General features: G+C 70.5%; 15 protein-coding genes and 1 riboswitch. Of the genes, 4 read left to right on the plus strand and 11 right to left on the minus strand.

Annotated elements, in window-relative coordinates; genetic code table 11:
• Nucleotides 1-215: 215 nt before the first annotated feature.
• From relB to ACTOWL_RS34970, 9 genes are all read right to left on the minus strand, one after another.
• Nucleotides 216-425, minus strand: coding sequence for a type II toxin-antitoxin system RelB family antitoxin (gene relB, locus ACTOWL_RS34930; RefSeq protein ID WP_441325915.1), 210 nt, complete (start codon nucleotides 423-425; stop codon nucleotides 216-218).
• Nucleotides 426-434: 9 nt separating this feature from the next.
• Nucleotides 435-695, minus strand: coding sequence for a TfoX/Sxy family protein (locus ACTOWL_RS34935; protein WP_441325916.1), 261 nt, complete (start codon nucleotides 693-695; stop codon nucleotides 435-437).
• A complete protein-coding gene (gene trpS / locus ACTOWL_RS34940) occupies nucleotides 692-1,696 on the minus strand; it encodes a tryptophan--tRNA ligase (protein ID WP_441325917.1) in 1,005 nt (334 codons plus the stop codon). Before trpS ends, ACTOWL_RS34935 begins: the two co-directional genes overlap by 4 nt.
• A 61-nt stretch (nucleotides 1,697-1,757) precedes the next feature.
• A complete protein-coding gene (murJ, locus tag ACTOWL_RS34945) occupies nucleotides 1,758-3,293 on the minus strand; it encodes a murein biosynthesis integral membrane protein MurJ (RefSeq protein WP_441325918.1) in 1,536 nt (511 codons plus the stop codon).
• Nucleotides 3,294-3,342: 49 nt separating this feature from the next.
• On the minus strand, nucleotides 3,343-6,579 hold the full coding sequence (locus tag ACTOWL_RS34950) for an error-prone DNA polymerase (RefSeq protein ID WP_441325919.1): 3,237 nt from the start codon (nucleotides 6,577-6,579) through the stop codon (nucleotides 3,343-3,345).
• A 154-nt stretch (nucleotides 6,580-6,733) separates the two neighbouring features.
• A complete protein-coding gene (locus ACTOWL_RS34955) occupies nucleotides 6,734-8,269 on the minus strand; it encodes a Y-family DNA polymerase (protein WP_441325920.1) in 1,536 nt (511 codons plus the stop codon).
• A complete protein-coding gene (locus ACTOWL_RS34960) occupies nucleotides 8,184-8,936 on the minus strand; it encodes an ImuA family protein (RefSeq protein WP_441325921.1) in 753 nt (250 codons plus the stop codon). Before ACTOWL_RS34960 ends, ACTOWL_RS34955 begins: the two co-directional genes overlap by 86 nt.
• An 87-nt stretch (nucleotides 8,937-9,023) precedes the next feature.
• On the minus strand, nucleotides 9,024-9,398 hold the full coding sequence (locus ACTOWL_RS34965) for a YciI family protein (RefSeq protein ID WP_441325922.1): 375 nt from the start codon (nucleotides 9,396-9,398) through the stop codon (nucleotides 9,024-9,026).
• 75 nt (nucleotides 9,399-9,473) lie between these two features.
• The gene (locus ACTOWL_RS34970; protein ID WP_441325923.1) at nucleotides 9,474-9,899 is read right to left on the minus strand and encodes a hypothetical protein; all 426 of its coding nucleotides are present in this window, start codon (nucleotides 9,897-9,899) and stop codon (nucleotides 9,474-9,476) included.
• A 328-nt stretch (nucleotides 9,900-10,227) separates the two neighbouring features.
• Here ACTOWL_RS34970 and ACTOWL_RS34975 point away from each other — a divergent pair, with 328 nt between their 5' ends.
• Nucleotides 10,228-15,123 (plus strand): NAD-glutamate dehydrogenase, encoded by a 4,896-nt coding sequence (locus ACTOWL_RS34975; RefSeq protein ID WP_441325924.1) that lies wholly within the window; start codon nucleotides 10,228-10,230, stop codon nucleotides 15,121-15,123.
• 88 nt (nucleotides 15,124-15,211) lie between these two features.
• Here ACTOWL_RS34975 and ACTOWL_RS34980 read toward each other — a convergent pair whose 3' ends face one another.
• Both ACTOWL_RS34980 and ACTOWL_RS34985 read right to left on the minus strand, forming a co-directional pair.
• Nucleotides 15,212-15,700 (minus strand): Lrp/AsnC family transcriptional regulator, encoded by a 489-nt coding sequence (locus tag ACTOWL_RS34980; RefSeq protein ID WP_441325925.1) that lies wholly within the window; start codon nucleotides 15,698-15,700, stop codon nucleotides 15,212-15,214.
• 29 nt (nucleotides 15,701-15,729) lie between these two features.
• On the minus strand, nucleotides 15,730-16,452 hold the full coding sequence (locus tag ACTOWL_RS34985) for a haloacid dehalogenase type II (RefSeq protein ID WP_441325926.1): 723 nt from the start codon (nucleotides 16,450-16,452) through the stop codon (nucleotides 15,730-15,732).
• A gap of 179 nt (nucleotides 16,453-16,631) precedes the next feature.
• Nucleotides 16,632-16,844, plus strand: a riboswitch (cobalamin riboswitch).
• Nucleotides 16,845-16,962: 118 nt separating this feature from the next.
• On the opposite strand from ACTOWL_RS34985, the gene ACTOWL_RS34990 reads away from it, so the two are divergent.
• The 3 genes from ACTOWL_RS34990 (at nucleotide 16,963) to ACTOWL_RS35000 (ending at nucleotide 20,054) form a co-directional block, all read left to right on the plus strand.
• A complete protein-coding gene (locus tag ACTOWL_RS34990; protein ID WP_441325927.1) occupies nucleotides 16,963-18,213 on the plus strand; it encodes an aromatic ring-hydroxylating oxygenase subunit alpha in 1,251 nt (416 codons plus the stop codon).
• 9 nt (nucleotides 18,214-18,222) lie between these two features.
• Nucleotides 18,223-19,296, plus strand: a complete 1,074-nt coding sequence (locus ACTOWL_RS34995) for a 2Fe-2S iron-sulfur cluster-binding protein (RefSeq protein WP_441325928.1) — start codon at nucleotides 18,223-18,225, stop codon at nucleotides 19,294-19,296.
• Nucleotides 19,297-19,409: 113 nt separating this feature from the next.
• On the plus strand, nucleotides 19,410-20,054 hold the full coding sequence (locus ACTOWL_RS35000; protein WP_441325929.1) for a hypothetical protein: 645 nt from the start codon (nucleotides 19,410-19,412) through the stop codon (nucleotides 20,052-20,054).
• The last annotated feature ends 210 nt before the right edge of the window (nucleotides 20,055-20,264 follow it).

The following is a 20,264-nucleotide window of genomic DNA, read 5'->3' on the forward strand; positions in this document are numbered from 1 at the left end:
ATAGCGGCCGTCGTGCTCTGGCCTTCGGGACTCTGCATCATCGCCTCCAGGGTTGGTTCAGCAACCTCAACCTCTCACAGGCGCGGTCGCTATCCACTCCCCATAGGGTCTTGACCCGGGCATCCAGGGAATGTCGCTGCCGCTCTGGGTGGCCCCTGGATTGCCGGGTCAAGCCCGGCAATGACATGTGGAGGGGTGCACCTACGACAGTCGGCCTACCGCTTCTCGTCGATCAGCGCGCGCAGGCGTGCCATCGCCTCGTCATGGGGGACCGAGGGCTGCGTACTGGCCAGGGCCGCTTCCACCTTGGCGCGGAACCAGCGGTCATGGGCCGCGGCCTCTTCGACCGTGGTGAACTCGGACTCGATCGGGGACAGGGCGCGGCTCATGCCCTCAATATAAGAGCTTTCCGTACCGGTGACCACCGGCCGGCCTCACTCCACCCCGGCGTCCTTGCGCAGCAGGGCGCGCAGATCCTGAGGCAGCGAGGCCCAGTGCTGGTTGGTCAGGGCGCCGTGCAGGGCATAGAGCGCGTTGACCGTGATCAGCTCCGGCTGCGCCGCCTTCAGGCGCTGCCAGGCCTCGACCGGGCCGATGGCGCGCAGCTCCGTCTCGGTGGTGATGCCGACGGCGGCGAGCCACTCCGCGGTCTTCGGCCCGAGATTGGGCAGGGACGAGATCGGGCGCTCCCTCACGGCCGCAGCAGCCCCATGATGTCCTGCGTCTCGGCCAGCACCGGCGCCGCGATCGCCGCCGCCTTCTCGCCGCCGCGGCGCAGCACGGCGTCGACATGGCCGGGATCGGCCATCAGCCGGCGCATCTCGCCGCCGATCGGCGCCAGCACCGCGACCGCCACGTCGGTCAGGGCGCCCTTGAAGGCCGAGAACGGGGCGCCGCCGAACTCGGCCAGCACCGAATCGACATCCTTGCCGGCCAGGGCGCCGTAGATGTTGACCAGGTTCTCCGCCTCCGGCCGGCCCGCCAGCCCGGCCGCCTCGGTGGGCAGCGGCTCGGGGTCGGTCTTGGCCCGGCGGAACTTCAGCGCGATGGTGTCGGCGTCGTCGGTCATGTTGATGCGGCTGTAGTCGGACTCGTCCGACTTGCTCATCTTCTTCGACCCGTCGCGCAGGCTCATCACCCGGGTCGCCGACCCCAGGATCTGCGGCTCCGGCAGCGGGAAGAACTCGACGCCGTAGCGCTGGTTGAACGACTGGGCGATGTCGCGGGTCAGCTCCAGATGCTGCTTCTGGTCCTCGCCGACCGGCACATGCGTGCCCTTGTACAGCAGGATGTCCGCCGCCATCAGCACGGGATAGGCGAGCAGCCCGTGCATCGCCGCATCCTGCTGCTTGCCGGCCTTGTCCTTGAACTGGGTCATCCGCCGCAGCCAGCCCAGCGGGGTGACGCAGGAGAACAGCCAGGCCAGCTCGCTGTGGGCGGGCACCTGGCTCTGCGCGAACAGGATGCTGCGCTCCGGGTCGATGCCGACGGCCAGCAGGGTCGCGGTCAGCTCGCGGATATGGGCGCGCAGCTCGACCGGGTTCTGCGGCTGGGTCAGGGCATGCAGGTCGACGACGCAGTAGATGGTCTCGAACTCCGCCCCGTCCTGCAGCGCCACCCAGTTCCGCACCGCGCCGAGATAGTTGCCGAGGTGCATGTCGTGGGTGGGCTGGATGCCCGAGAAGATGCGCTTCATGTCCGCCGGTGCCGCAGAGGGATGGGGAGGCTCGGTTTATGGCCGGGGCGATACAGCCGGGTCAACCCGCCTGATGCCCGCGGCGCCGGAACCGGGCCAACTCGCCGCGGTCGACCGCGCCCAGCAGCAAGCATAGCACGGCGTAGAGGGCGACGCCGCCGGCGATCAGCGCCGCCAGGGCCGCGCCGCCGGTCGCCGTCATGCCCTGCCGGGCCAGCAGCAGCCCGGCCGCCATGCCCAGCGCCGCCAGCAGGATCCGGCCGCCGCGCCGGCGCAGCCCGGCATCGACCGGCAGGGCGCCGCGGCGGCGCAGCGACCAGGCCAGCAGGCCGGCATTCACCCAGGCCGAGACGCCGGTGGCCAGCGCGATGCCGACATGGCCCAGCGGGCGCATCAGCAGGATGGCGCCGGCCACCGCCAGGACCGTGGTCACCAGGGCGGTGCGCATCGGCGTCGCCGTGTCCTGCCGGGCGAAGCACAGGGTCGAGAACACCCGGATCAGGATATAGGCCGGGATGCCGGCGGCGTAGGCGGCCAGCGCCCCGGCCACCGCCACGGTCTGCTCCGGCCCGAAGGCGCCGCGCTCGAACAGCCCATGCACGATCGGCCCGGCCAGCAGGATCAGCCCGGCGGCGGCGGGCAGGCCCAGCAGCAGCCCGTATTCGATCGCCCGGCTCTGGGTCGCCGCGACGTCGTCGGCCCGGTCCTCGACCAGCAGACGGGTCAGGGTGGGCAGCAGGGCGGTGCCCAGCGCGATGCCGACGATGCCGAGCGGCAGCTGGGTCAGCCGGTCGGCGTAGTAGAGGGCGCTGACCGCGCCGGCCGGCAGGAAGCTGGCGATCAGGGTGTTCAGCACCATCTGGATCTGGGTGATGCCGGCGCCGATCGCACCCGGCCCCATCAGCACCACCAGCCGGCGCAGCCGCGGCCCGATTCGGGGCGGCATCAGCCGCACCGGCACGCCGTGGCGGCGGCAGGCCAGCGCCAGCCAGGCCAGCTGGACGATGCCGGACAGGGTGACGCCGATCGCCAGGGCCCGGCCGGGCGACCCGGCGAGATGGGTGCCGAACAGCAGCGCCGCGATCAGCACCAGGTTGAACAGGATCGGCGCCGCGGCGAAGGGGGCCAGCTTCTCCTGCGCGTTCAGCACGCCGCCGAGCAGGGCCGAGACCGACATCAGCAGCAGGTAGGGGAAGGCCAGCCGGGCATAATCCAGTGCCAGCGCCTCGCGCACCGGGTCGGCGACGAAGCCGGGGGCGATCACCGCCAGGATGGCGGGCATGGCCAGCAGCGCCAGCACGGTCAGCGGGATCAGCACCGCCAGCAGCGCCGCCAGCACCTCGCCGGCGAAGGCCAGCGCCGCGGCGCGGCCGTTCTCGCCCCGCTCGGCCGCGTATTGCGGCACGAAGGTGACCATGAAGGCGCCGTCGGCGAACAGGCGCCGGGCCAGGTTGGGCAGCTTGATCGCGATCACGAAGGCGTCGGCCATCGGCCCCGCGCCCAGCAGCGAGGCGGTCAGGATATCGCGGGCGAATCCGGCAATGCGGCTGACGGCCGTCAACCCCCCGACCGTCGCCATGCCGCGCAGCAGGGACATGGGGCGGAGCTTTAGCCGGGTTTTGCGGCCGCGGGAAGGCGCGGCTCTCTCACTTGAAGTCGCGGCTGCGCAGCGTCACCCGGTGGCCGCGGCTGGGGTCGGCGCGGGGGCGGGCCTGGTGGCCGGGGTCGAGCACCACCTGGTCGGTGCCGCGGGCCAGGACCGGCAGCTGGTCGGTCCAGTCGACGAAGCGCTCGGCCACGACATGGATCACCTGGTGCTCGCCCTCGCCGACCTTCTGCACCCGGCCCTCGCAGGCCAGCAGGCGGCCGGCATAGACGGCGCGGCGGTACTGCTCCGACACATGCGACCAGACCACGATGTTGGCGGCACCGCTTTCGTCCTCGACAGTGACGAAGATGGTGTCGTTGGCGGTCTGCGGCCGCTGCCGGAACAGCACGATGCCGGCGATCCGGATGCGGGCGCCGTCGCGGGTCTCGTCGTCGCGCAGGCTGCGCGCCGGGACGATGCCGAGCCTGGTGAGGGCCGGGCGCAGCAGCGCCAGCGGATGCCTGGTCAGCGACAGGCCGGTGGTGGCGTAGTCCTCCAGCACCTCCAGCCCCCTCGGCAAAGGCGGCAGCTCCGCCGCTTCCTCCTCGAACAGCGCCAGCTGGGCCGGGCGGGCGGCGAACAGCGGCAGGGCCTCGCCCGCCACCCCGGCCACGGCCCACAGCCCCTGCTGCCGGTCCAGCCCCACCGAGCCGAAGGCGGCAGCCTCGGCCAGCCGGTTCAGGGCGCGGGCGGAAACGCCGGCGCGGCGCACCAGCTCGGCCGGCGAGGCGTAGCCGGCGCGGCGCTGCTTCACGATCTCCTCGCCCTCATCCTGGCTCAGCCCCTTCACCAGCCGCAGGCCCAGGCGCACGGCATGGTCGCGGCCGCCGGTCGGCTCCAGGGTGCAGTCCCAGTCGCTGCGGTTGACGTCGACCGGGCGGATCTCGACGCCGTGCTCGCGCGCGTCGCGCACCAGCTGGGCCGGGGCGTAGAAACCCATGGGCTGGGAGTTGATCAGGGCACAGCAGAACACCTCGGGGTGGTGGTGCTTGACCCAGGCGCTCTCATAGACCAGCAGGGCGAAGGAGGCGGCATGCGCCTCGGGGAAGCCGTAGCTGCCGAAGCCCTTGATCTGGTTGAAGCAGCGCTCGGCGAAGTCGCGCTCATAGCCGTTGGCGATCATGCCGTCGATGAAGCGCCGCTCGTATTTGTGGATGGTGCCGACATTCTTGAACGTCGCCATCGCCCGCCGCAGGCTGTCGGCCTCGGCCGGGGTGAATTTGGCGGCGACGATGGCCAGCTTCATGCCCTGCTCCTGGAACAGCGGCACGCCCATGGTCTTCTCCAGCACCTCCTTGAGCTCGTCCTTCGGGTAGCTCACCGGCTCGATGCCGTCGCGGCGGCGCAGATACGGATGCACCATGTCGCCCTGGATCGGGCCGGGGCGGACGATCGCGACCTCGATCACCAGGTCGTAATAGGTCCGCGGCCTCAGCCGCGGCAGCATCGATTGCTGGGCCCGGGATTCGACCTGGAACACGCCGATCGAATCGGCCCGGCTCAGCATGTCGAAGACCGCCTTGTCGGTCGGCCGGCGGCCCAGCTTCGGCCGTTCGGGGAATGTCTCCGGATAATGCGCGTGCAGCAGGTCGAAGCAGCGGCGCAGGGCGGTCAGCATGCCCAGCGCCAGCACGTCGACCTTCAGCATGCCCAGCGCCTCGATGTCGTCCTTGTCCCAGCAGATGACGGTGCGGTCCGCCATCGCCGCGTTCTCGATCGGCACCAGCTCGTCCAGCCGCTTGCGGGCGAAGACGAAGCCGCCGGTGTGCTGGCTGAGATGGCGGGGAAAGCCCATCAGCTCGACCGCGAGCTCCAGCGCCAGGCGCAGCCGGGGATCGGCCGGGTCCAGCCCGGCCTCGCGCACCTGTTTCTCGTCCAGGCCGTTCATGCTCCAGCCCCAGACCGAGCCGGACAGGGCGCCGATCATGTCCTCCGACAGGCCCATCGCCTTGCCGATATCGCGCACCGCGGCGCGGGTGCGGTAGCAGATGACGGTGGCCGTCAGGGCGGCGCGATGGCGGCCGAATTTCTCGTAGATGTGCTGGATCACCTCCTCGCGCCGCTCATGCTCGAAATCGACGTCGATATCGGGCGGCTCGTGGCGCTCCTCGCTGATGAAGCGCTCGAACAGCAGGTTGACCTCGACCGGATTGACCGCGGTGATGCCCAGGCAATAGCAGACGACGCTGTTGGCGGCGGAGCCGCGGCCCTGGTTCAGGATATCCTGGCTGTTCGCGTAGGCGACGATGTCGGCCACGGTCAGGAAGAAGGGCGCGTAGTCGCACCGGCCGATCAGGGCCAGCTCCTTCTCGATCTGGCCGCGCAGCCCGGCCGGCACGCCCGCGGGGTACAGCCTGGCCGCGCCCTCCCAGGCCAACCGCTCCAGCCGGGCCTGGGCCGGCTCGCCATCCGGCGTGATCTCCTCGGGGTACTGGTACCTCTTGACCAGCTCGTCCAGGTCGAAGCGGCAGCGCTCGGCGATCTCGACCGTTCGCTCCAGCGCATAGGGATGGTCGCGGAACAGCCGCTCCATCTCCTCGGGGGTCTTCAGGTGCCGCTCGGCATTGGCCTCCAGCCGCCAGCCGGCGTCGTCGATGGTGCAGTGCTCACGGATGCAGGTGAGCGCGTCCTGCAGCCGGCGCCGCTCTGGCACGTGGTACAGCACGTCGTTGGTGGCGACCAGCAGGGTCCGGGTGCGGAACGCCGCCTCCCGCAGATCCTCCAGCCGCCGGGCATCGTCGCCGCGATAGCGGTGGCTGGCCGCCAGATAGACCCGCTTGCCCATGTCCGAGCGCAGCCGGTCGAGATGGGCGACGAAACCGTCGTCGATGCGGTCGGGCGACAGCGCCACCAGGATCTGGCCGTCGCTGAACGGCAGCAGGTCGGCCTGGTACAGCAGGCACTCGCCCTTCTTCGCCCGGCTGTTGCCCTCGGTCAGCAGCCGGCACAGGCGGCCATAGGCGTCGATATCGGTCGGGTAGCACAGCAGGCTGGGCGCATCGGCGAAGTCGAGCCGGCAGCCGACGATGTAGGGGATGCGGCTGGCCTTGCGATGGTTCTCGTTGCGATTGGCGGCGACATGGCCGCGCACGATCCCGGCCAGGGAGTTGCGGTCGGTCACCGCGATGGCCGACAGGCCCAGCAGGATCGCCGTCTCCACCAGCTCCGCCGGATGCGACCCGCCGCGCAGGAAGGAGAAATTGGTGGTGACCTGAAGTTCGGCGTAGGCGGTCATGGCGAGGCCGCCTGTGACGCAACCCGCGGCCTCTCTCTGTCATCGCCGGGCTTGACCCGGCGATCCAGGGGCCACCCAGAGCGGCATCGAGATTCCGGGATGCCCGGGTCAAGCCCGGGCATGACAATAAAGGAATGGGACGAGACCGAGGCCATCAGTCGAATATCCCGTGCAGGAACCAGCGCGTGGTCTCGCCTTCCTGGTACAGCCCGGCGCGGTAGACCCAGAAGCGGCGGCCGGTGTCGTCCTCCACCCGGTAATAGTCGCGGATCATGTCGGGCTCGGCCCGGTCCTGCGGCCGGGCCCGGCGCCACCATTCATAGGCGATGCGCTCCGGCCCGTCGGCGCGGCGCACCCGGTGGGTCGCGCCGGCCCAGCGGAAGCTGCTCGGCGGGTCGTCCGGCACCTGGGCGATCGCCTCGATCGGCTCCGGCCGGCGCAGCAGGCGCAGGGGCCGCACCCAGCCGGGCGGCCAGGGCTTCCCCTGGTCCGGCGCCAGCGGCGGCCGGGGGGCGACGCAGCGCTCGGGCAGGTGGCTCTCGACCGCCGCCGGGCGCCAGATCCGGTCGAAGCCGATGCGGTTGCCGACGATGTCGACGAAGCCGGCCAGATCCCCGATCCCGGCGCCCTCGCCCTCCAGCTTGCTCAGCCCCGCCTGGCGGCCGCCGACCGGCGCCACCCGGTCGGCGCGCAGCGTCGCCACCTCGACCCCGAAGCCGGGATCGACCCGGTCCAGCCGGTCGGCCAGCAGGCGCCCGACCCGCGCCGCGTCGCGCACCGGCAAAGCGGTGCGGATGGCGATGCTCTGGCAGCGGCCGTCGACCCGGTGGAAGGCGGCGGCGAACTGCGCCGCGCCCATCATCCGCGCCTCCAGCCGGGCGCAAAGATCGGCGGCCAGCGCGGCGATGGCGCGCTGCAGGTCCTCGGGCGTGCCGATCGGCTCGGCGAAGGCCAGGCGGGCGAACCAGGGCGTCGGCGGCCGGCGGAAGCCGACCGTCTCCTCGGCCCGGCCCAGCGCCTGGTCCAGCCGCAGCAGCGGCCCGGCGCCGAAGCGGCGGGCCAGGCCGGGGCGCGGCGCCGCCAGCAGCTCGCCGATCCGGGTCAGGCCGATCCGCTGCAGCGCCGCGACTTCGTCCTCGCCCAGCCGCAGTGCCGCCATGGGCAGGGACGCCAGGGCCGCGCGCTCGGCGCCGTCCGGCAGGATCCGCCGGTCGGCTTTGTCGAAATGGGCCAGCGCCCAGGCGGCGCCGAAGCTGCCGGCGACGGCGATGCGCGCCGGCAGGCCCCAGCGCTCCAGCCGCGCGGCCAGGTCGGCCACCAGCCCGTCCTCGCCGCCCCAGAGATGGGCGCAGCCGGCGATGTCGAGCCACAGCCCGCCGGGCGGGCAGGGGGCCACGGCGGGGCTGTAGCGGCCGGCCCAGCGCACCAGCCGGGCCAGGGCCCGGGCGTCGGCGGCGTGGTCGGCCGGGATCAGGACCAGCGCCGGCAGCACGGCGCGGGCGTCGGTCGCCTTCTGCCGCGGCCGGATGCCGGCGGCCCAGCCGCGGTCGTCCACCGCCACCACCTGGCGCCGCTGCTCGACGGTCTCGACGATCGCGACCGGCTCAGCCGGCCAGGCGTCGGCGGGTGTCGACAGTCTCAGTCGCGTGATCGGCCAGTTCGGCAACCACAGCGAGACGATCCGTCCCATCCTCGGTCTCCACGATCCAGCGGCCGGGCCGGCCGCCGCGGCGGTGGGTCAGGGCCAGGTCCCAGCGCGCCGGCCCGACCCAGGCGGCGGCGCCGCCGCTCGGCGCCGGGGCCACGGTCCAGCGGGTCCCCGCGGCGCTGGCGCCCGCCCGGGCGATGCCGTCGCGGCCGGCGCGCGGCGCGATCGGCCGGCGCTGCAGCAGCAGGGCGGTGGTGCCGCGGGCCTCGCAGGCCAGCTGCAGCCGCCGCTCGGCCAGCAGGTCGGCGCGCGCCGCCTCGGCCAGCACGGCGCCGAAGCCCTCGGTGCGCAAAGCCTCCTCCGTCACCGCCAACACGCCGTTCTCGTCGCGCGGCCGGACCAGGATCAGCCGGTCCGGTGCCAGGCCCAGCGCGGCCAGGGCCGGCGGGTACAGGTCGTCGGCCGCGGCGCACCACAGCACCGGCCCGCGGCGCTGCAGCCGGGCCAGCAGCCGCGCGGCGAAGCCGGTGGCCGCCGCCCCGGCCGCGTCATCGCCGGCGCCGGCGACCCGGTGCAACCGGCCGAGCGGCAGCCCGCCGCGCGGCAGGCGGTCATCGATCGGGGGCAAAGCGAGCGGCAGGACTCCCGGATCCTCGACCGCGGATCCGAACCGGTTCAGGCGCTCGCGCAGGGCGGCGAGGGCAGACATGGCGGGGCACTATGTTCCGTATTTGTTCCAATATAAATCCACCACGGCGCGCCAGAGTCAAGCCGTGCGGATTCGGAACGGCCGGCGTCAGCCCCCGCGGGTGCCGGGCAGGAACAGCCGGACCGGGCGGATCTCGTAGCCGCCGACGCCGGGATTCGCCTGCTCCAGCTCCTGGGCGATGGCGACCGCCTCGTCCTGCGAGTCGCAGTCGACCACGTAGAAGCCGAGCATCTGCTCCTTGGTCTCGGCATAGGGGCCGTCGATCACCAGCGGCGGCTGGTGGCCCTTCATCAGCGTGGTCGCGGCGCTGGTGAAGGCCAGCCGCGCCGCGGGGCCGAGCTTGCCTTCCGCCGCCAGCCGCCGGTGGACGATGTCGAGCCGGGCCATGACCGCGTCGTCCTCCTCCTGCGTCCAGGCGCCGAGGACCTCTTCCGAGTTGTAGCAGAGAATGGCGTAGAGCATCCGGGCCTCCCCTCCCGTGTCCGGGCGGGAGTATGCCTGCGCTCCGTTAAAATCCCTATGCCGCCATGCCGGCGATCAGGGCATCGGCTGCACGATCACGGCGCCGGGGGCCACGGTCACGGCGGTGCCGCCGGCGGCCGGCAGATAGGCGCTGGTCATGACGTCGAGCTGGTCGGCGCGGATCGTCTCCAGCGTCTGGCACAGCGACCATTTCGCGGTCGGGCCGGAGATGGTGATGCGGTCGCCGATCCGGACCGGGACCGGCTTGCCCTGGATCGACACCTCGCTGCCGTCGTCGCGGCGCAGCACGGTGCAGGGCCGCCCGACCTGGAGCGTGCCGGTGTAGACGACCTTGACCTCGTCATGCCAGGCGCTGGACACCTTCGGGAAATCATAGGGCGGGATCTGCGCCTGCCGTCCGGTGGTCTGGCAGGCGCCCAGCAGGGCGGCCGCGGCGAGTGCGATGAAGAGGGTCGGCGAGGGGCGATGACGGTTCGACAACACGCTCTCTCTTTCTCGTTTTGGCGGCGGAATCATTTCTTCCAATACTGTACTTCCATACAGGCGAAGCGGGGCCGCCGTCCAGAACACGTTCGAAGCGAACGTTCCGCACCAACGATGGGTTATTTCAGACCGGATTGCGGAGACTTTGTGACCCGGAATGTCCTGACCGTCCGTATCGTCTGACAAAACCGGCGGAGGATGCCGTCGAACCGTCACGGTTCGGCGGTTTCCTTTTACCCGGGTTGATTGTATGCCCTTGGGGCCCTGATGCGGCCCAATATGGTTTCGAGAGGGGCCGGGCCGCACGCTCTCTGGAGTCTGCAGGATGTCAAAGGCCGATCAGCACAAGGCCGAAATCGTCGATGGTGTCGTGACCCTGGCCAAGCAGCGGCTCGACCCGGCGAAGGGAGGAATGGCCGAGCGGTTCACCCGCCTGTACTTCCGCAACGTGCCGCCGCACGACGTGCTGCGCGAGGGCACGGACACCCTCTACAGCGTCGCCCTCGGCCTGCTGCAGTTCGGCGGCGAGCGCCGCAAGGGCGAGGTCAAGATCCGGATCTTCAATCCGGTCTATGACGATTACGGCTGGCGCAGCCCGCACACCGTGATCGAGATCATCAACGACGACATGCCGTTCCTGGTCGATTCGGTGACCGCGGCGATGTCCGAGCTCGGCCTGACCGTGCATCTGGTGGTGCATCCGATCCTGGCCGTGACCCGCGACGCCCAGGGCCGGCTGACCGACGTGCAGGACCCGGCCACGGCGCCCGAAGGCCAACTTGGCGAAGGGGTGGCGGCCGAGAGCTTCATGCATGTCCAGGTCGACGAGCGCACCGACCAGGCGACGCTCGACCGGATCGCGGCGACGCTGCGCGGCGTGCTGGCCGATGTCCGCGCCGCGGTCGAGGATTGGGGCGCGATGCGGCAGCAGATCCGCAGCGTGCTCGAGGAGCTCGACCACAAGGCGCTGCCGGTCGACCCCGGCGAGACGCGCGAGATCATCGCCTTCCTGGAATGGCTCGAGGACGACCATTTCACCTTCCTGGGCTATCGCCGCTACGACTTCGCCCGCAGCGAGGACGGGCTCGAGATCGCGATCGTGCCGGACAGCGGCCTGGGCATCCTGCGCCAGGCCGAGGTCTCGGTGTTCGACGGCGCCCGCCGCTACGACCGGATGTCGGAAGAGGCGCAGTCGATGCTGCGCAGCACGGCGCCGCTGACCGTCACCAAGGCCAGCCTGAAGGCGACGGTGCACCGGCCGGTGCATCTCGACGTCTTCACCATCAAGATCTTCGACGAGGCCGGCGAGGTGAAGGGCGACCACATGTTCGTCGGCCTGTTCACCTCGGTCGCCTACAGCCGCAGCGCCCGCGACATCCCCTATCTGCGGGCCAAGGTCAGCCGCACCCTGGCGCGCGCCGGGATGGACCCGCGCAGCCATGACGGCAAGGCGCTGGGCCATATCCTCGACACCTATCCGCGCGACGAGCTGTTCCAGATCTCCGAGGAGCAGCTGCTCGACATCGGCATGGGCGTCCTGCACCTGCAGGAACGCCAGCGCACGGCGCTGTTCGTGCGCCGCGACCCGTTCGGGCGCTTCGTCTCCTGCCTCGTCTACGTGCCGCGCGACCGCTACAACACCGACCTGCGCTACCGCATCCAGAAGATCCTGCAGAAGGCCTATGGCGGCGCGGTCACGGCCTTCACCACCCAGATGTCCGAAGGGGCGCATGCCCGCGTCCACTTCCTGATCAAGACCGAGGCGGGCGCCGGCACCCCTGGAAGTGATCCTGGCGAGCCGGTCGACGTGATCGAGGAGCGGCTGGTCGAGGCCGGGCGCAGCTGGTCCGACCTGCTGCAGTCGGCGCTGGTCGAGACCAAGGGCGAGGAGCAGGGGCTGATCCTGCTGCGCCGCTACGCCGAGGCGTTCCCGGCCGGCTACCGCGAGGAGACCACGCCGGCGGCGGCGATCGTCGACATCGAGCGGATCGAGGAGATCGACGAGGACGGCGAGATCGGGCTGCACCTGTTCCGCCCGATCGAGGCGGCGCCGCACGAGCTGCGCTTCAAGCTGTACCACCGCGGCACGCCGGTGCCGCTGTCCGACGTGCTGCCGATGCTGGAGCATCTCGGCTTCAAGGTGGTGTCGGAGCTCCCGACCGAGGTCAGCATCCAAGCGATCGGCCAGGCCCACGGGCCGGTCTGGATCCATGATTTCGAGATGCGCAGCCGCAGCGGCGACCCGATCGACCTGAACCGCCTGAAGGCCGTGTTCCAGACCGCCTTCGAGCGGATCTGGACCGGCGACATGGAGGACGACCGGCTGAACCGGCTGGTGCTGGCCGGCGGGCTCGACTGGCGGTCGATCACGCTCCTGCGCGCCTATGCCAAGTTCCTGCGCCAGGCCCGCTTCGCCTTCAGCCAGGAGACGATCGAGGACACGCTGGTGGCGCATCCGGAGACGACGCGCGCCATCGTCCGCATGTTCGCCACCCGCTTCGACCCGGAGCTGACCGGCGACCGCGAGGTGGCGATCCGCGGCATGCTGGTCGAGATCGAGCACGCGCTGGACGCGGTGACCAACCTGGACGAGGACCGCATCCTCCGCCGCTACCTGAACCTGGTGCGGTCGACTCTGCGCACCAACTACTTCCAGGCCGACGACCAGGGCCGGCCGAAATCCTACCTGTCGCTGAAGCTGGACAGCCTGTCGCTCGAGGAGCTGCCGCTGCCGCGGCCCTGGCGCGAGATCTTCGTCTACAGCCCGCGCATGGAGGGCGTGCACCTGCGCGGCGGCAAGGTCGCCCGCGGCGGCATCCGCTGGTCCGACCGGCGCGAGGATTTCCGCACCGAGATCCTGGGGCTGATGAAGGCGCAGATGGTGAAGAACACCGTCATCGTGCCGGTCGGCTCGAAGGGCGGCTTCGTCTTGAAGCGGCCGCCGGCGGCCGCGGCCGGGCGCGAGGCGTTCCAGGCCGAAGGCGTCGAATGCTACAAGATCCTGATGCGCGGGATGCTCGACATCACCGACACCATCGTCGGCGGCGAGACCACGCATCCGGAGCGCGTCGTCCGGCATGACGAGGACGATCCGTACCTCGTCGTCGCGGCCGACAAGGGCACGGCCACCTTCTCCGACATCGCCAACGGCGTCAGCCAGGATTACGGCTTCTGGCTCGACGATGCCTTCGCCTCCGGCGGCTCGGCCGGCTACGACCACAAGAAGATGGGCATCACCGCCCGCGGCGCCTGGGAATCGGTGAAGCGGCATTTCCGCGAGCTCGGCACCGACATCCAGGCCCAGGACTTCACCTGCGTCGGCGTCGGCGACATGTCGGGCGACGTGTTCGGCAACGGCATGATCCTGTCCGAGCACATCCGCCTGTTCGGCGCCTTCAACCACCTGCACATCTTCGTCGACCCGGACCCGGACGCGGCGACCAGCTTCGCCGAGCGCAAGCGGCTGTTCGACCTCGGCCGCGGCTCCTGGGACCAGTACGATGCGGCGAAGCTGTCGCCCGGCGGCGCGGTCTATGAGCGCCGCGCCAAGTCGGTCAAGCTGTCGCCCGAAATCCGCGCCCGCTTCGGCATCGAGCGCGAGACGGTGCCGCCGAACGAACTGATGCAGGCGATGCTGCGGGCCCAGGTCGACCTGCTGTGGTTCGGCGGCATCGGCACCTATGTGAAGAGCAGCCGCGAGAGCCACGCCGATGTCGGCGACAAGGCGAATGACGCGCTGCGCATCAACGGCCGCGACGTCCGCGCCCGGGTGATCGGCGAGGGCGCCAATCTCGGCGTCACCCAGTTCGGCCGCATCGAATTCGCCCGCATCGGCGCCGGCGGCTCGGGCGGCAAGCTGAACACCGACTTCATCGACAACTCGGCCGGCGTCGACACCTCGGACCACGAGGTCAACATCAAGATCCTGCTGGGCGCCGTGGTCCAGGCCGGCGACCTGACGCTGAAGCAGCGCAACGTGGTGCTGGAGAGCATGACCGAGGAGGTCGGCCATCTGGTGCTGCGCGACAACTACCTGCAGAGCCAGGCGCTGTCGCTCGCGGTCGGCGAAGGCTTCGAGCTGCTGGACCAGCAGGCCCGCTTCATGCGCGGGCTGGAGAAGGCCGGCAAGCTCGACCGCGTGATCGAGATGCTGCCGACCGATGAGGATCTGACCCAGCGCTCCGGCAACCGCGAGGGGCTGACCCGGCCGGAGCAGGCGGTGATCCTGGCCTATGCCAAGATCACCATCTACGACGCGCTGCTGGCCAGCGACCTGCCGGACGACCCGGCCCTGGTCGACGACCTGGTGCTGTACTTCCCGACGGCGCTGCGCGAGCGCTTCAAGGACGCCATCGCGCAGCACCGGCTGCGGCGCGAGATCGTGGCCACCCACGTCACCAACAGCATGGTGAACCGGGTCGGCGCCACCTTCGTCTCCGAGCTGGTGGACAAGACCGGCATGGGCGTGGCCGACATCGCCCGCGCCTATCTGATCGTGCGCGACGGCTTCGGCCTGCGCGACATCTGGGCGGCGGTCGAGGCGCTGGACAACAAGGCCCAGGCCCAGGCCCAGATCCGCGCCATGCTGGCGACCCGGCGGCTGATCGAGCGCTGTGTCGCCTGGATCCTGCGGCAGCAGGGCCGCGGCCTGAACATCAGCCAGGACGTGGCGCATCTCAAGCCCGGCCTGGCCGAGCTGGAGAGCCAGCTGGACGCCGCGATCTTCGACGACGCCCGCGCCGTGATCGACGCCCGCGCCCAGGGCTTCGTCGAGGCCGGCTTCCCGGAGGAGCTGGCGCGCCGTGTCGCCCGGCTGAACCTGTGGGCGGCGGGGCTGGACATCATCCGCATTGCCGACCAGGCCGGGCGCGGCGTCAGCGAGGTGGCGTCGGTCTATTTCGAGACCGGCCGCCGGCTGGGCCTGGCCTGGCTGCGCGACGGCGCGTACCGGATGCCGGCGACCAACCACTGGCAGAAGCAGGCGGTGGGGGCGATCGTCGACGACCTGTACACGCTGCAGGCCGACCTGGCGGTGCGCGCGCTGCAGGACGCGCCGGCGGGCGCTGCCGGGGCGGCGGCGGTCGAGGCCTGGGTCGACCATCGCCGCGCCCCGGTGGACCGGATCGACCAGCTGGTGTCGGAGCTGAAGGCGCTGGACCAGGTCGACCTGTCGATGCTGGCCGTCGCCAACCGCAATTTGCGCGGCCTGGCGACGGGATAGGCAGCCGTCGGACGTAGGTTGGGTTCGCGTTCGCGAACCCAACATCGCGCGACGGGACCGGTGTTGGGTTCGCCAAAGCGAACCCAACCTACTCGTTTTCCCGCAGCAGCTTCTGCAGCGGGGCGGCCTGGCGCAGGATCGGCGACTTGATGACGATGTAGCTGAAGTACTTCTCGATGCCGAGGCGCCGGTCCAGCAGCGCCTCCATCACCTGCTGGTAATGGGCGATGCTGCGGGTCAGGAAGCGCAGCAGGTAGTCGTAGCCGCCGCTGACCATGTGGCACTCCAGCAGCTCCTCGACCGTGGCCAGCCCGGCCTCGAAGCGGATGAAGTCCTCGCGCCGGTGGTCGCTCAGCGTCACCTCGGTGAACACCGTCACGGTCTCGGTCAGCCTGGCCAAAGCGATGCGGGCGCCGTAGCCGGCGATATAGCCCGCCGCCTCCAGCCGCTTCACCCGCTGCAGGCAGGGGCTGGGCGACAGGCCGACCGCCTCCGCCAGCGCGGCGTTGGTGATCCGCCCATCGGCCTGCAGCCGGGCCAGGATGGCGATGTCGATCCGGTCCAGCTTCGGCGCCATCCTTCCCCTCGTCCGATCGGCCGCGGGATTTAACCGCGCAAGGCTTCCTGATGAGCTTTGGCCAGTTCCGCCATGCTGGTGAAGCGGAAATCGACCTTGGGCTCGGTCGCCGGCTTCATGGTGGCGCCGAAGCCGCCCTCGGCATGACGGCGGTGGATCCAGCAGGTGGCCAGGCCCGCCGCCGTCGCCGGCTCGTGGTCGTGGAACAGGCTCTCCGCCGTGTGCAGAACCTCGCCCGGGGCGATGCCCATGCCGCCCAGCTTCTCCAGCATGTAGTCGAAGTTGCGCGACGCCGGCTTGTAGCTGCCGATGTCCTCGGCGGTGAAGACGGCGTCGAACTCGACCTGCAGCCGGACGTTGCTGAGGGCGAAGCTGGCATTGTCGACATTCGAGAGGATCGCCAGCTTGTAGTACTTCTTCAGGTACTGCAGCGCGCCGGCGGTGTCGGCGAAAGCCGGCCAGTCCTTGATCGAGCGGCCATAGGCCAGCGCCTCCTCCCAACTCGCCGCCACGCCCCATTCCTCGGCCAGGCGCTTGTAGACGATCGCCAGCAGCTCGCTGTAGCGACGCGCCGGGGTCCAGCGCTGCTGCGCCGATTCATGGCGGGCATGCGCCTCCAGGATCCGGTCGCGGGTCAGCGGTTGCTTGGCGCGGGCGGTCAGCGGCGCCAGCGCGTTGACCATGCCGGTCTCCCAGTCGATCAGCGTGCCGTAGCAGTCGAAGGTCAGGATCTTGAAATCGGTCAGATTCATGGTGCGTCCTCCGGTATCGATGCCCCCGAGGATGCGCCGGCGGCGGCGGCAGGGGCTGCGCAATCGCGCCGTGCCGCGGCAGGCGCTGGCGCAGCGCGGCCATGCCGCAGCAGAAAATGCCGTGTCGCAGCCGCGTCATGGCGTGTCGGCTCTGGAGCGTGCGGGGCCGCGGAGTCGCGCCATGATCGCCGCCAAGAGGTGCCGGTCCGATGCTGTGGAACAGAGCAGCGGCGGATCGGAGAATTGGGAAGCCGGTGTGAACCCGGCGCTGCCCCCGCAACGGTAACGGCGGTGTAAGGTGCGGCAGGGGCCACTGGAGCGATCCGGGAAGGCGCCGCACCGGCCAAGAAGCCCGCCGGAGCCCGGAAACCAGCCTCGAAGGAGTTTGTCTCGATGATCGCGGTGGGCGGTCGGCGGGCATGTTCGCGAGGGTCCGGTTCGGTCGCCGGTCCTCGGGGGCGCGTACCCGGAAGCCACATCTGCGACCGTGCCCATAGGAGAAGATCGGGTATGGAAGCGCGTTCGGCCATGTTGATGGATCTGCTGTCCCGTGCACCGGGCTTCAGCCTGAAGCGGGATTTCTACACCAGCCCCGCCTATCTCGCGCTGGATCTGGAGCACATCTTCTACAAGGACTGGCTGTTCATCGGCCATGCCTGCGAGGTGACCCGGCCGGGTGATTTCCTGACCGTGCAGATCGGCGAATATCCGGTGATCGTGGTGCGCGGCCGCGACCGCGCCATCCGCGCCTTCCACAATGTCTGCCGCCACCGCGGCTCGCGCCTGTGCACCGACGAGCGCGGCTCGCGCCCGCGGCTGGTCTGCCCCTATCACCAGTGGACCTACGACCTCGAGGGCAAGCTGATCTTCGCCCGCGACATGATGGACGACATCGACCCGGCGCAGTTCGGGCTGAAGCCGGTGGCGTGCCACGAGGTCGGCGGCTGGATCTTCATCTCGCTGGCCGAGCAGCCGCGCGACTTCGAGCCGTTCCGGCGCATGGTCGAGCCCTATATGGCGCCGCATTTCCTGGCCGAGGCCAAGGTCGCCCACAGCTCGACCATCATCGAGCGCGGCAACTGGAAGCTGGTGATGGAGAACAACCGCGAATGCTACCACTGCTCCGCCAACCATCCGGAGCTGTGCCGCGTCTTCTCCGACCAGCCGACCCTGACCAGCGGCCAGCAGGGGATGGAGGAGAATCCCGCCATCCTCGAGCACTGGCAGAGCTGCGAGGCGATCGGCCTGCCCAGCCGCTACCAGATCTCGGACGACATGCAGTACCGGGTGATGCGGGTGCCGTTCATCAACGACGCCCATTCGATGACCATGAGCGGCCAGCCCGCGGTGAGCCGCCTGCTGGCCGAGTTCCCGACCACCAAGCTCGGTTCGATGCTGCTGTACCACTACCCGAACAGCTGGAACCACCTGCTGGCCGACCACGCGCTGAGCTTCCGCATCCTGCCGATCAGCCCGACCGAGACCGAGGTCACCACCAAATGGCTGGTGCACAAGGACGCGGTCGAAGGCGTCGACTACGACCTCAGGGCCCTGACCGAGGTGTGGTCCGCGACCAATGACGAGGATCGCCGCATCGTCGAGGAGAACCAGCGCGGCATCCTGTCCCCGGCCTATGAGCCCGGGCCGTATTCGAAGATGCATGAGGGGGCGGTGATCCAGTTCGTCGACTGGTACGCCGACACCCTCACCCACCGGCTCGGCGGCGGCACCGGCGCCACCTCGATCCGCGACGTGGCGTAGGGGCGGGACGTGCCCGGGCCTCTGACCGCGACGCCGGCGCTGTGGAACGCGAAGACCGCGCGGCTGCGCTGCATCGGCATCCGCGAGGAGGCGCCGGACGTCCGCACCTTCCGCTTCGAGGCGGAGGACGGCAGCTGGTTCTCCTACCGCCCCGGCCAGTTCGTGACCCTGGAGCTGCCGGCGGGGCCGGAGCCGGTGCTGCGCACCTACACCCTGGCCTCGACCCCGTCGCGGCCGCACCACGCCAAGATCACCGCCAAGGTGCAGCCGGGCAGCGTCGCCACGCGCTGGCTGTTCGACAAGCTCAAGGTCGGCGACGCGCTGACGGCGCACGGGCCCACCGGCCGCTTCTCGCTGCTCGACCACCCGGCCGAACGCTACCTGTTCCTGTCCGCCGGCAGCGGCGCCACGCCGATGATGTCGATGGCGCGCTGGCTGTTCGACACCGCGCCGCAGACTGATGTGGTCTACGTCCTTTTCGCCCGGCGGCCGCAGGATCTGCTGTTCCGGTCGGAGCTGGGCTACATGGCCGAGGTGGCGTCGGGCCTGCGGCTGCGCTTCGTCGTCACCGGCGCGCCGGCGGGCGAGGGCTGGGCCAGCGGCCGGCTCGAGCTGGCGCTGCTCTCGGCGTTGTGCCCGGATCTGGCCGGGCGGACGGTGTTCTGCTGCGGCCCGGACCGGTTCATGGACGCGGCCCGGCATGTGGCGGGCGAACTCGGCGTGCCCGGTGCGCGCTGGCACGAGGAAAGCTTCGGCGCCACCCCGGCGCCGGTGCCGGTCGCGGCCCCGATCGCGCCGCCGGCCAAGGCGGCGGGGGAGGGGATGCAGGTGGCCTTCACCCTCTCCGGCCGCAAGGCGGCGGTGCTGTCGGGCCAGACCGTGCTGGAGGCGGCGGAGGGCTGCGGCCTGCGCATCCCGACCGCCTGCCGCCAGGGGCTCTGCGGCACCTGCCTGGTGCGCAAGCTGAAGGGCGAGGTGCGGATGGAGCACAATGGCGGCATCGCCGACGACGAGATCGCCGAAGGCTGGATCCTCGCCTGCTGCTCCCAGCCCGAGACCGCGCTGGTTGAGGTCGAGGTCTAGGACCGGCCGGAGCGGAGTGAACGGAGGTCGGGTTTGCGCGCTTCGCCGCCTGAGCCGGGAATCGGGCGAGTTGTTAACACATTGTGCACTTGTATTAATCTGCGATCACGTTCATGCTACGTTCTATGGACACCGCGCAGACCGATTCGATTTCGGAAGCCCCGGCCAGTCCCGCGGAGGAGCGGACGGCGCGGCATCTGCGCATGCTCGCCCGGGCGGCGGACGTCCATATGGAGATCATCGAGGCGACCCGCACCGAGGCGGTGGAGGCGCCGCAACCCGGCGTCGACTATGGCCAGCGCATCGCCGTGATCACGAAGTCGCTGCGGCTGACCCTGCTCCTGGAGGACAAGTTCGCCCATCATCGCGACGAGCGGCGCAAGGCCGCGGCCAAGCGCGAGGCGGCCGAGGAGGACTGGCACGCGCTGCGGGTGAAGCTGGCGATGCTGGCGGCGGCCTACGAATCGTCCGAAGACCCCGAGGAGGTCCAGCGCCACGCCGCCGAGGTGTGCGAGCGGGTGGAGCAGCCGGAGGTGGCCGAGTTCATCGAGGCCAGCCGGGCCGAGGTCGCGGTGGCGGCCCTGTGCCGGCGCTGGGACTTCCCGCCGAATGTGAAGCGCTGGCTCGAAATGGCCGACGTGGCCATGGAGCATCTGGGCTTCCTGCCGTCCGAGGACGGCGAGGATGATCCGCCCAAGGATACGCCCGAGCCCCGCTCCGCCGGCAGCCGCAGGCCAAAGTCCCCGGACACGGGGTAACAGCGTAGGTTGGGTTCGCGTTGGCGAACCCAACATCGCGCCGCCATCGCGGCCCCCGATCCTGTTGGGTTCGCTGCCGCGAACCCCCCCTACGGTGTGCCGAGCATGATCGACAGCTTGGAGGTGGAAGTCCTCTGTCCAGCCTGATGGCGGTGAAGGACTAGCGAAGCGCAAGGGCGTCGCCGTGAGGCGGGGTCTGAAGGAAGCGTG

Source organism: Inquilinus sp. CA228, from assembly GCF_052078665.1.
GTDB lineage: Bacteria > Pseudomonadota > Alphaproteobacteria > DSM-16000 > Inquilinaceae > Inquilinus.